Origin of the sequence: Micromonospora sp. MW-13, from assembly GCF_003434305.1 — a bacterium.
In the GTDB taxonomy this organism is placed as follows: domain Bacteria; phylum Actinomycetota; class Actinomycetes; order Mycobacteriales; family Micromonosporaceae; genus Micromonospora.
Map to the genome: position 1 here is coordinate 1 of NZ_QKKX01000046.1, position 11,535 is coordinate 11,535.

Consider the following 11,535-nt stretch of genomic DNA (forward strand, 5'->3'; position numbering starts at 1 on the left):
GGACACGGCTGGTCCACCTTCATACACGTCATGTGACAACGACCAGCTACGTGGACAGGTCGGCCCAGGTGCCGGTCCCGGTGCCCCGGCCGACCCGTCCGGTCGTCTTCTGCCCCTGCACGTCACGGCGGTAACGTCCAGGTGTCGATCCCTTGGAAGTGTGGAGGGCTCGGTTATGCGGTTCGGGCCTCCAGAGCCTGCACCGTTGATCGTTCGTAGTCGGTAGGTGATCGAGGCGGCGGTCCGCCGTCCCGGTAGCTCGTCCACCGATCTCGGCACCGGCACCCCTCCGGCCGTCGCGTCAGGACGGCCGGGCGTGGCGACTGGCCGCCGGTCGGGAGATGACTGCGGCGATGGCGACGGCCGCGACGGCGCAGCAGCTCGCGACTGCGGCCAGAACCGGGGCGTAGCTGCCGGTGGTGGCCTGCAGGGCGGCCGCCGCGAGGGGGCCGGCGGCTTTGGCGAGGGTCATGGGGACGACGAGGATACCGGCGAGGGTGGCGTAGCGGCCGGTGTCGTAACGTTCGGTGATGGTGGCGGCGAAGGCCGGCCGGTGGCCCCACGAGACGAGAGCCGCGATGAGGTGGACGGCGAGGGCGCTGATGGCGGCGGTGTGGGCGGTGAACCCGAGTGCGAGCAGCCAGAATCCGCGGTCGGCCAGCGCCCCCCGTATCGCCCCGTTGCTCGCCGCCGCATCGTGCCGGGGCCGGACGGGGTGCGCAGGCCGGCGTACCAGCAGGGCGTGCAGTGGCACGGTCACCGTCTGAAGGGCGGCCAGTGCGAGCAGGGCGGTGCGCCAGCCGTGGGCGTCGACCAGCCACCCGGTCAGCGGCAGGAACACCGTGCTGGCGAAGCCGGCGACGACGGTGACGGCAAGCAGGGAGCCCGCGCGGCGTTCGGGGCTGGTGAGGGCGATGACGACGGCGAACGCGGCTTCGTAGAGGCTGGCGGCGCAGGCGGCCCCCATGCCGACCTGCACCGCGTAGAGCTGCCACAGCTGGTCGACCCGGCTGAACAGCAGCAGGAGCAGCACTCCGGCCGCGGAGCCTGCGGCCATCAGGGCCCGGCCGCCGTGGCGGTCGAGCCACCGACCGACCGGCACTGCCAGGACGGCGCCGACGAGGACGCTGGCGGTGAACGCCCCGGTGACCGCCGTGGTGCTGGTGTGCAGGTCGGCGGCGAGTGGGTTGAGCAGGACGGCGAAGGCGTAGTAGAGGGTGCCGTAGCCGATGGTCTGGGTGATGGCGAGCGCGGCGACCGTGGTCCGTCCGCGGCGGTCCCCGCCGACGCTGGTGTGGCCGGCGGGGACGTCGGTGGTGGGGCTGGTGGTCACCCGCAGCAGCCGCCGCCGCCGGAGGAGACGTTGGCCAGGCCGAGTTCGGCGCGCGGGAGACCGGCGTCTGCCGTGCCCTGGCCGGTGGTGTCGAACTGGTTACCGGCGAGGGACGCGAGTTGCAGCGCGATGTCGGGGTCGATGCCGAGTTCGTCGGCGGCGGCACGGGTGGCGGCGGCGATGGTGCCTGCGGTGGGCAGGTGGCGCAGGGCTGCGGAGATGAGCTGGTTCGGGACGTCCGGGGCGAGGCCGTAGCGGCCGGCGGCGTCGTCGAGCATCGCCTGGTAGCCCTGGGTGGAGGAGCAGACGCCGGTTTCGGGGAGGTCGAGCTGCACGTCGCGGGCGGCCGTCCAGTCTCCGGCGAGGGCTGCGGTGATCGAGCGGACCTGCTCGTAGCCGGTGGCCATCAGGAAGGTCGGGGCGCGGCCGTAGGACTTCATGCCGACGGCAAAGTAGCCGGGCTCCGGCTGGGTGAGTTCGTCGACGCCGTGCGGGCGCACGGTGCCGCAGGAGTGCTCGTTCGGATCGATCAGCGGTGCCAGCGTCCGGGTGCATCCCAGCGCGGGGTCGAGGTCGAGGCGCAACTCGGCGGCGATGGTGTGGTCGGGACGGAAGCCGGTGGCGGCGACGATCCGGTCGGCGACCAGCGTGCGCCCGTCGAGGGCGGTCAGCTCGGCGTGCCCGTCGATGGCGGTGACGGCGTGTACGGCGAAGCCGGTGACCAACCGGACGCGCCCAGAGTCGACGAGCAGCTTGGTCCCGGTGCCCAGCGCGCCGCGGCCGGGCAGCGCGTCGGCGTCCCCGCCGCCGAGCGCACGGTCGACGGAACCGCCACGGGTGGCCCAGGTGATGGTCGTGCCCGGCTCCTGCTCGGCCAGCTCGGCGAGCGCGAGCAGCGTGTTCGCGGCGGAGTGCCCCGCGCCGACGACGACGGTGTGTCGGCCGGCGAACCGGTCACGGTCGGCGCCGAACACGTCGGGCAACGCGCCGTCGATCAGCGCCGTGCTCTGCGGGTCGGTCTCGCCGTGTGCGGCAAGCCCGTTGGCGCCGAGCACGTTCGGGGTGCGCCAGGTGCCGGAGGCGTCGATCACCGCCGCGGCGAGCACGTCCTCGCCGGTGGCGAGCCGGACGACGAACGGCGCGTTCTCGCGGCCGGCGGTCTTGACCCGGTCCACGCCGACGCGGCCGATCGCCACAACCGGGGCGTCATAGCGGATGTACGGCGCGACCTGCGGCAGCTTCGCCAGCGGCTGCAGGTACGCCTCGACCAGGTCGGCACCGGTGGGCAGCACGTCGGCGTCGGGGGCGGCCCAACCGGCGGCCTCCAGCAGGCGGCGGGCGGCGTGGTCGATGTTGTACCGCCACGGCGAGAACAACCGTACGTGCCCCCACGCTGCCACGGCTGCCCCCGTCGACGGCCCGGCCTCCAGCACGGTGAACGGTAGTCCCCGCTCGTGCAGGTGTGCCGCCGCGGCCAGCCCCACCGGACCGGCGCCGATGACCACGACCGGGTGCGGCCCGTCGACCCGCCCGGCCCGACCGGCCACCCCGGCCGGCTGGGCCGGCACCGTGTCATCAGCTGTGGCTGATGCGTTGCTGGTGCCGCAGCAGCTCGCGCCCGCGTCGATCGCCTCGGTCTTCGTGCCCGGGTCGCGGCAGGCGTCGGCCTGCTCGGCGGCCTGGGCGGGGCCGCAGCACGGTGCGGCGGTCTGGTCCTTGCTCATCAGACGACTCTCCCTGGTTCCTGGCGTGGGCAAACACGTGTCGCCGGACACGACGCCCGGATCGATCACGCAGGCTGGTCGACGGTTGTGACCCGTTTCAGGTCCAGGGGTATCAACCCCGACTGATCGGTGTCTCGATTCCCGTCGAACCGGATAGCCCACCTTGCATCTCGGTTAGACGCCTGTCAAGCTAGGCGCATGTCGGTTCTTCCCGTGCCGGACACCACGGGGGCGCAGGGCTGCTGCCCTCCCCTGTCGGTGCAGGCTCTCGCGCCACAGGCCGCCGGCGAGTTGGCGCCGCTGTTCAAGGCGTTGGGCGACCCGGTCAGGCTGCGGCTGCTGTCGCTCATCGCCGCTACCACGGAGATCTGCGTCTGCGATCTGACCGATGCCTTCGAACTCACCGGGGCGACCATCTCGCATCACCTGCGGGTGCTGCGCGAGGCCGGCATGGTCGACTGCGAACGCCGCGGCACCTGGGTCTACTACTGGGTGCGCACAGAGGCGCTGAACCTGCTCGGCAACCTGCTGACCAGCAACGCCGCCACGCCGCCCGGAGCCGGGTCTGCGGCTTCCGGCACCTCCTCGTTGGCAACTCATCCCGACTTGAATCAGGGCGCGCTGATATCAGCTAATTCTGATGTGGTGCGGTTGTTGGGAGACCCGCTACGGGCGCAGATCGTGCGGAGCCTCGCCGCCGGCCCGGCAACGACGTCGCACCTGGTCGCGGACACCGGCGCGAAGCAGCCCAACGTGTCCGGGCACCTCAAGCTGCTTCGCGAAGCTGGCGTCGTGACTGCCGAGCCACGCGGCCGCTTCACCTACTACCGGCTCGTCCCGGACGCCCTGCAGGGTGCGGCACTGCACCTGGCCGACCTCGCCGCGCAGGCCCGGGCCCACTCCGAGAACTTCAGGACCTGCTGACATGACGAACACCGCCACCGTCGGCGACGCATCGCCGACGGTCGTCGCGCGGCTGTCGCGCCTCGACCAGTTGCTCCCGCTGTGGATCGGTCTGGCCATGGCTGCCGGCCTGCTGCTCGGCCGACTCATCCCCGGCCTGAACACCGCCCTGGAAGCAGTCAGGATCGGCGGGATCTCCCTGCCGATCGCGCTCGGCCTGCTCGTCATGATGTATCCGGTGCTGGCCAAGGTCCGTTACGACCGGCTCGACACCGTCACCGGCGATCGTCGGCTGCTGCTGTCCTCGCTGCTGCTCAACTGGGTCCTCGGCCCGGCCCTGATGTTCGCCCTCGCCTGGATCTTCCTCGCCGACCACGCCGAGTACCGCACCGGCCTGATCATCGTCGGCCTGGCCCGCTGCATCGCCATGGTCATCATCTGGAACGACCTGGCCTGCGGCGACCGCGAAGCCGCCGCTGTCCTCGTCGCCCTCAACTCCGTGTTCCAGGTCCTCGCCTTCGGCCTGCTGGGCTGGTTCTACCTGTCCGTGCTGCCGGACTGGCTCAATCTGTCCGGCGCGCAGTTGCAGGTGTCTGGGTGGGACATCGCGGTCAACGTGCTGATCTTCCTCGGCATCCCCCTGCTCGCCGGCTACCTCACCCGCCGCCTTGGCGAGAGAGCCAGGGGTCGCACCTGGTACGAGAGCCGTTTCCTGCCGAAGATCGGGCCGGTCGCCCTGTACGGGCTGCTGTTCACCATCGTCATCCTGTTTGCCCTGCAGGGTGACGCCATCACGTCGCAGCCGTGGGACGTCGTGCTGATCGCCGTGCCGCTGCTGGTCTACTTCGCGGTCATGTGGGCCGGCTCCTACGCCTTCGGCCGGACCATCGGCCTGAACTACGAGCGCACCACCACCCTCGCGTTCACCGCCGCCGGCAACAACTTCGAGCTGGCCATCGCCGTCGCCATCGGCACGTTCGGCGTCACCAGCGGCCAGGCCCTCGCCGGTGTCGTCGGCCCGCTCATCGAGGTACCCGTGCTGGTCGCCCTGGTCTACGTCAGCCTCGCCCTACGCCGGCGCCTGTTCCCGGCCGCGAGCTCTCCTCGGGCCGCCACGACCTCTGGGGGCCGGTCATGAACCAGATGCCGCCGCTGACCGACGACGTGCTACGCGCCGTGCGTGACGACATCGACACCCGCGTACGGGCCCTGCTTGCCGACCTCACCGACCGATAAGGAAAATCCTCGTGCCCGACAAGCCCAGCGTCCTGTTCGTCTGTGTGCACAACGCCGGCCGCTCCCAGCTGGCCGCCGGCTGGCTACGCCACCTCGCCGCCGGCCGCGTCGAGGTCCGCTCCGCCGGCTCCACACCCGCCGAGACCATCAACCCCGCCGCCGTCGAAGCCATGCGCGAAGTCGGCATCGACATCACCGACCAGACCCCCAGGCTCCTCGAATACGACACCGTCGAAGCCTCCGACGTCGTGATCACCATGGGCTGCGGCGACGCCTGCCCCGTCTTCCCCGGCAAACGCTACGAGGACTGGAAACTCGAAGACCCGGCCGGCAAGGGCGTCGAGGCCGTGCGCCCGATCCGCGACGAGATCAAGACCCGGATCGAGAAACTGCTCGCGGACCTCACCCCCACGAACTGACCATGGCCCCGGTCCGACCACCAGCACGCCCGGAACGGCTCCCGCCGGGCGTCAGAGGTCGATCCCGGTGAGGACCATGACCCGTTCGTGGGTGTAGTCCGCCATGGCGTACCGGACCCCCTCCCGGCCGACCCCCGATTCCTTGACACCGCCGTACGGCATCTGATCCGCCCGAAATGACGGCACGTCGCCGATGATGACGCCGCCGACCTCGAGGTCGCGATGTGCGCGGAACGCGAGCTGGAGGTCGTGGGTGAAGACACCCGCCTGAAGACCGAACCTCGAATCGTTGATCCGCCGGAACGCGTCGTCGGCCCCGTCGACCCGTTGCAGCACGAGGACCGGGCCGAAGATCTCCTCGCGGACGACCCTCGCGTTCGCCGGAGCATCCTCCAGGATCGTCGGTGCGTACGTCGTTCCGGTCCGGGTCCCGCCGGTGAGCAGCCGGGCACCCGCCGTCACGGCGTCGGCCACCCAGGACTCGACCCGTTCGGCCGCCTCGCGGTTGATCAGCGGGCCGACCTGGGTCTGTTCGTCATTCGGGTCGCCGGTGCGCAGCGCCGCCACCGCCGCCACGAGGCGTTCCTTCAGCGGCTCGTACACCTGCGCGTCGGCGTAGACGCGCTGCACTCCGATGCAGGACTGGCCGGCCTGGTAGTTGGCGAAGGTGGCGATCCGCCGCGCCGCCCAGTCAAGGTCGGCGTCGCCGCCGTAGTCGGCGCTGACGTAGGCCGCGGCGTTTCCGCCCAACTCGAGGACGACGTGCTTGTGCGGTACCGAGGCCGCGATCGCCGCGCCGACCGGACCGGAGCCGGTGAACGAGACGACCGGTAGGCGCGTGTCGCCGACCAGCGTGCCGACCCGGTCGTCGGGCACGTTGAGCACGCTCACCATGCCGGCCGGCAGCCCGACCGCAGCGATGATCTCGCCGAGTAGCAGCGCCGACAGCGGCGTCTTGGGCGCCGGCTTGACGACGACGGGGGCGCCCACCGCGATCGCCGGTGCCACCTTGTGCGCGACCAGGTTCAACGGGAAGTTGAACGGGGTGATGGCCAGCACCGGCCCCTTGGGTACGCGGCGGACGTAGGCCAGCCGCCCCTCGGCGGACCCGTCGGTGTCCAGCCGCATCACCTCACCGGACCAGGTCCGGGTTGACTCCGCGGCCACCCGGAACACCGAAACGGCGCGGCCGACCTCGGCCCGCGCCCACTGCACTGGCTTGCCGCTCTCGGCGGTGATCAGCCGGGCGAGTTCCTCGGCCCGCTCGGCGAGCACGCGACTCGTCGCGGCCAGTGCCTCGGCGCGCACATGGATCGGAAGCGTGGCCGCTTCCCGGCGGACGGCGTCGGCGGCGGCCACCGCCCGTTCGGTCTGGGCGTCGGTGGCGTAGGTCGTGCACGCCACCGGGCGGCCGTCGTAGGGGTGGCGCACCTCTAGTGTCGTCTCGCCGTGGACCGCGGTTCCGGCGATCCACAACGGCAGCGGTTCGGTCATGGCTGGAAGGTACGCGCGGGCAGGGGGCGTCGCCGTTGTACGAAGTGGCACTGCTGGCGTGGTCACTTGGTCGGTGTGGACAGCGTCCGCTGCCGCGCGGTGATCGCGAACCACAGCTCCATCCTGGCGTCGACGGAGGAGAGGTCGCGCCCGAGCAGTGCCGCCGCCTTCTGCACCCGGTATCTGAGGGTGTGCCGGTGGATCCGGAGCGAGGCGGCCGCCGGGTCGTACTGCCCGTGCTGTCCGAGCCACGCCGCCAGCGACGCCACCAGGTCGATCCCGGTTGCTCGCGCGTACTCGTCGAGCGGGCCGAGCAGGCTGTCCGCGTACGCGGACAGCGCGGGCAGGTCCACCAGGCCGACCGCGCTGGTGCGCCGGACCTGGCTGTAGTCGAGGACGGGTGGCATCAGGTGGCGGGCGGTCGCCGCCGCCTGGCGAGCCTGGTGGATGGCCTGAGCCAGCCCCGCAGCGCTGGATCCGACGCTGGTGCCCGCCGCGACGCGCCCGTCGTCCGGAATCCTGGCCAGCAGGACGTCCTGGTCCCGCTGGTCGGCGGTGACCGCCAGGAGGTCACCGCCGACGACGGCCGCGAACACGTGGTCGTCGAGCCGGGCGATCAGGTCGAGCAGCAGCTCATCGAGGACGTCCGGTGGGCCGGTGAGGGCCGTGACGTGCAGTCGCTCATTGGTGAGCAGCGCCGCACCGAGCCCGACGAGGATCTCCTCGTCGGGCTGGCCCCCGTCGAGCAGCAGGCGTAGCAGCGCCGCCGAACGCGCCGTCACCTCCCCGACCTTCGTCTGCTCCAGGTCGAAGGAGAGCAGGGCGGTCGCGACGTTGATCAGGGACTGGTCGGTGGCGCCCAGCGGGCGGTCCATGCCCACGGCGAGGAAGCCGCGGCCGGGAGCGTGGCCGGCAGTGGCGGGCGACAATGGGTGGACCACGACGTGGGAAGCCCCGTGGACCAGGGAGAGCGCGGCGTGCCGCCGTCCCCGCAGCCGGCCCACCTCGTCGGCGAGCCCGGCGGCGGAGGGGCGCGCGCCAGCGGGCGAGACGTGCCGGATCTTGCCGCCGGGACTGAGGAGGGCCGCCCAGCCGCCGAGGGTCGCCGCGAGCCGGCTGACCACTCCCGGGGCATGCCCGGTGACCGCCGCGCGGGTCAGTGCCTGCTGGCCGGCGAACCCACGTTCCACCTCCGCGTACCGCTCGGCGGTGAGGAGGTCGGAGACCGCCTTGCTGATGGCGATGAACGGGGTCGGCTGGTCGACCTCGATGAGGGGCAGGCCCCGTTCCCGGGCGACCTGGACGAGCAGCGCCGGCACCGTGTCCGTGACGAGTCCGACGCCGTAGCCGAGCGCGACCACGTCGGCGTCGAGCAGACGGCCGAGGTACGCGTTGACGCCCGCCCGGTCCGGGGGCAGGCGTAGGCCGGTGGTCAGCAGCAGCTCGCCGCCCTGTAGATACGGCGTGGGATCGTCGAGTTCACTGGTGGCCGCCCAGCGGATGGGTACCTGGAGGGCGGCGCCCTCCGGCCCCGGGCTGGTCAGCATCCGCAGACCCAGGTCCGGGTGTGCGAGCAGGGCGTCGAGGGTGACCGGCATGTTCCCCCTCCCACGAACTGTTGTGCAGACTGTATAAGAGCCGTTTCGCAACTTGTACTCAGCGCCCGACGCGGCACCCCGCCCGGCTACCTACATTTGCCGGCATGCCGAACAGGATCTCCGGAGGCCCAGACCTTCCCCAGCAGCGCCGCGTCGTCACCGACATCCCCGGCCCGGCCTCACGGGAACGTGCTGCCCGCCGCCGGCGTCTCGTCGCCGACGGCGTAGGCACCACGCTGCCGGTGTTCATCGAGGCCGCCGGCGGCGGCGTGCTGCGCGACGTGGACGGCAACTCGCTGATCGACCTCGCCTCGGGCATCGCCGTGACCGGTGTCGGCAACGCGGCCCCGGAGGTCGCCGACCGGGTCGCCGCGCAGGCGCGGTTGTTCACGCACACCTGCTTCATGGTCACTTCCTACGACGGGTACGTCGATGTCTGCGAGCAGCTCGCGGAGCTGACCCCTGGTGACCACGCGAAGAAGTCCGTCCTGCTCAACTCTGGGGCGGAGGCGGTGGAGAACGCCATCAAGATCGCCCGTACCTTCACGGGTCGGGACGCGGTCGTGGTCTTCGACCACGCCTACCACGGCCGTACCAACCTGACCATGGCGATGACGGCGAAGAACATGCCGTACAAGCAGGGCTTCGGACCGTTCGCCGCCGAGGTCCACCGGGCCCCCGTCTCCTACCCCTTCCGGGACGACCTCTCCGGCGTCGAGGCGGCCGAGCAGGCGATCGACCGGATCGAGCGGCAGGTCGGTTCCGGGAATGTCGCCTGCGTCGTGATCGAGCCGATCCTCGGCGAGGGTGGATTCATCGTTCCGGCCGAGGGATTCCTCCCCCGACTCGCCGACTGGGCGCGCGAAAGCGGCGTCGTCTTCGTCGCCGACGAGATCCAGACCGGGTTCTGCCGCACCGGAGACTGGTTCGCCTGCGACCACGAGGGCGTCGTGCCGGACCTGATCACGACCGCGAAGGGGATCGCGGGAGGTCTTCCGCTGGCTGCGGTCACCGGCCGCGCCGAGATCATGGACTCGGTGCACGGCGGTGGGCTCGGCGGCACGTACGGCGGCAACCCGGTCGCCTGCGCCGCCGCGCTCGGCGCGATCGAGGTCATGCGGAGCCGGGACCTGAACTCCGCTGCTCGGCGGCTGGGCGAGCTGATGGTCGGCCGGCTGAGGGAGATCGCCCACGAGCACCCGGCGATCGGGGACATCCGCGGCCGGGGCGCGATGATCGCCGTAGAACTCGTCCGCGACGACGGGCGTACGCCGGACCCGGCCCGGGCGGCGGCCGTGTCCAGGCACTGCCACGCGCAGGGCGTACTGACGCTCACCTGCGGCAGCTACGGCAACGTGCTCCGGTTCCTGCCGCCGCTGGTGATCTCCGAGGATCTTCTCGCCGAGGCGATGGACGTACTCGCCGACGCCTTCACCACAACCGCCTGACGAGCGTGTCCGCCGGCAGGACCAGAGCGTTACGGGAGACGACATGAGCAGCACCAGCAGACGTACCGCGATCGTGACCGGGGCAGCCCGGGGCATCGGTGCGGCCATCGCCCGGCGGCTCGCCGCCGACGGCTTCTCCGTCGCGGTCCTCGACCTCGACGAGGCCGGCTGCGGACCGGTCGTCGACGCGATCGAGTCCGGCGGCGGTCGCGCCCTGGCGGTCGGCGTCGATGTCACCGACGCGGTCGGCGTCGAGGCTGCGGTGGCCCGGGTCGCCGCGGAACTCGGGGCGCCGACGGTACTGGTCAACAACGCCGGTATCCTTCGGGACAACCTCCTCTTCAGGATGAGTGCCGAGGACTGGGACGCGGTGATGGCGGTCCACCTGCGGGGTGCCTTCCTCCTGAGCCGCGTCGTGCAGCGGCATATGGTCGACCACCGGTGGGGGCGCATCGTCAACCTCTCCAGCACCTCGGCGCTGGGTAACCGCGGTCAGGCCAACTACTCTGCCGCCAAGGCCGGTCTCCAGGGCTTCACCAAGACCCTCGCCATCGAACTCGGAAAGTTCGGCGTCACCGCCAACGCCATCGCGCCGGGCTTCATCGAGACCGAAATGACCGCCGCGACCGCGGAGCGCGCCGGTGTCCCGTTCGAGGAGTTCAAGGCCCGGGCCGCCGCGCGGATCCCGGTCGGCCGCCCCGGCAGGCCGGAGGACGTCGCCCACGCGGTGTCGTTCCTCGCCAGCGAAGGGGCGGGCTTCGTCTCGGGCCAGGTCATCTACGTCGCCGGCGGTCCCCGCGCCTGAGCGGCCGGAAGGAGTACGGTGAAGGTCTTCCACGGCATCGAGGAGTTCGCCGACGCGGTCGGCACCCACCTGGGACACAGCGACTGGCACACGATCACCCAGGAACAGATCGACCTGTTCGCCGCGGCCACCGGTGACCACCAGTGGATCCACGTGGACCGGGAGAGGGCGGCGCGCGGTCCGTTCGGATCGACCATCGCGCACGGCTACCTGCTCCTGTCGCTGGTGCCGAAGCTGGTCCTGCGGGTCTATCGGGTCGAGGGGCTGACGATGGGCGTCAACTACGGCTGCGACAGGGTCCGGTTTCCCGCACCGGTGCCGGTGGGCTCCCAGGTCCGCGCCGGGGTCGAGCTGATGTCGCTGGTCCCGCGCGCCACCGGGGTACAGGCGATGGCCCGCGTCACCATCGAGCGTGCGGGGGCCAGCAAGCCGGCGTGCGTGGCCGAGACCATCAGCCTGCTGGTGCCCTGACCCGCGCGCACTCCGGTCGCCCGGCCCGCCCGGCACCGTCTGCCGGCCCGCCCGTTATCTCCCGGTTGTCCCCGGCCGGAGCCGCCCCGGCCACCCGGCTCGGT

At 71.7% G+C, this 11,535-nt stretch carries 9 protein-coding genes and 2 pseudogenes; 7 read left to right on the forward strand and 4 right to left on the reverse strand.

Annotated elements, in window-relative coordinates:
* Positions 1-301: 301 nt before the first annotated feature.
* Both C5N14_RS21725 and C5N14_RS21730 read right to left on the reverse strand, forming a co-directional pair.
* Positions 302-1,333 carry an MFS transporter gene (locus tag C5N14_RS21725; protein ID WP_117670072.1) on the reverse strand — a complete coding sequence of 344 codons (1,032 nt, stop codon included), beginning with the start codon at positions 1,331-1,333 and terminating at the stop codon, positions 302-304.
* Between the two features lie 305 nt (positions 1,334-1,638).
* Positions 1,639-3,057, reverse strand: a pseudogene (locus C5N14_RS21730) (NAD(P)-binding domain-containing protein); the annotation flags it as partial.
* Between the two features lie 198 nt (positions 3,058-3,255).
* Here C5N14_RS21730 and C5N14_RS33350 point away from each other — a divergent pair.
* The 4 genes and pseudogenes from C5N14_RS33350 to C5N14_RS21745 all read left to right on the forward strand — a co-directional run.
* Positions 3,256-3,606 (forward strand): annotated as a pseudogene (locus tag C5N14_RS33350) (ArsR/SmtB family transcription factor); the annotation flags it as partial.
* 96 nt (positions 3,607-3,702) lie between these two features.
* Entirely contained in the window at positions 3,703-3,981 is a 279-nt protein-coding gene (locus tag C5N14_RS33355) for a helix-turn-helix transcriptional regulator (protein WP_256371546.1), read from the forward strand.
* Between the two features lies 1 nt (position 3,982).
* Positions 3,983-5,098, forward strand: a complete 1,116-nt coding sequence (arsB, locus tag C5N14_RS21740; RefSeq protein WP_117670076.1) for an ACR3 family arsenite efflux transporter — start codon at positions 3,983-3,985, stop codon at positions 5,096-5,098.
* Positions 5,099-5,207: 109 nt separating this feature from the next.
* Positions 5,208-5,615: an arsenate reductase ArsC gene (locus C5N14_RS21745; RefSeq protein WP_117670078.1), complete on the forward strand. Its 408-nt coding sequence runs from the start codon at positions 5,208-5,210 to the stop codon at positions 5,613-5,615.
* A gap of 51 nt (positions 5,616-5,666) precedes the next feature.
* Here the strand turns inward: C5N14_RS21745 and C5N14_RS21750 are convergent, their stop codons facing one another.
* Positions 5,667-7,109: an aldehyde dehydrogenase family protein gene (locus C5N14_RS21750; protein WP_117670080.1), complete on the reverse strand. Its 1,443-nt coding sequence runs from the start codon at positions 7,107-7,109 to the stop codon at positions 5,667-5,669.
* 62 nt (positions 7,110-7,171) lie between these two features.
* Complete coding sequence (locus C5N14_RS21755; RefSeq protein WP_117670081.1) at positions 7,172-8,707, reverse strand: PucR family transcriptional regulator; 1,536 nt, start codon at positions 8,705-8,707, stop codon at positions 7,172-7,174.
* Positions 8,708-8,811: 104 nt separating this feature from the next.
* On the opposite strand from C5N14_RS21755, the gene gabT reads away from it, so the two are divergent.
* The 3 genes from gabT to C5N14_RS21770 are packed head-to-tail and all read left to right on the forward strand — an operon-like array spanning position 8,812 to position 11,431.
* Positions 8,812-10,155, forward strand: coding sequence for a 4-aminobutyrate--2-oxoglutarate transaminase (gene gabT, locus C5N14_RS21760; protein ID WP_117670083.1), 1,344 nt, complete (start codon positions 8,812-8,814; stop codon positions 10,153-10,155).
* 43 nt (positions 10,156-10,198) lie between these two features.
* Positions 10,199-10,960: a 3-oxoacyl-ACP reductase FabG gene (gene fabG, locus C5N14_RS21765; protein WP_117670085.1), complete on the forward strand. Its 762-nt coding sequence runs from the start codon at positions 10,199-10,201 to the stop codon at positions 10,958-10,960.
* An 18-nt stretch (positions 10,961-10,978) separates the two neighbouring features.
* Positions 10,979-11,431: a MaoC family dehydratase gene (locus tag C5N14_RS21770; protein ID WP_117670087.1), complete on the forward strand. Its 453-nt coding sequence runs from the start codon at positions 10,979-10,981 to the stop codon at positions 11,429-11,431.
* Positions 11,432-11,535 lie beyond the last annotated feature (104 nt).

Bases quoted from the DNA above. Each gene is read 5' to 3' on its own strand.
- arsB (WP_117670076.1), top strand. From the start codon at position 3,983: ATGACGAACACCGCCACCGTCGGCGACGCATCGCCGACGGTCGTCGCG.
- C5N14_RS21750 (WP_117670080.1), bottom strand. From the start codon at position 7,109: ATGACCGAACCGCTGCCGTTGTGGATCGCCGGAACCGCGGTCCACGGC.
- C5N14_RS21755 (WP_117670081.1), bottom strand. From the start codon at position 8,707: ATGCCGGTCACCCTCGACGCCCTGCTCGCACACCCGGACCTGGGTCTG.
- gabT (WP_117670083.1), top strand. From the start codon at position 8,812: ATGCCGAACAGGATCTCCGGAGGCCCAGACCTTCCCCAGCAGCGCCGC.
- fabG (WP_117670085.1), top strand. From the start codon at position 10,199: ATGAGCAGCACCAGCAGACGTACCGCGATCGTGACCGGGGCAGCCCGG.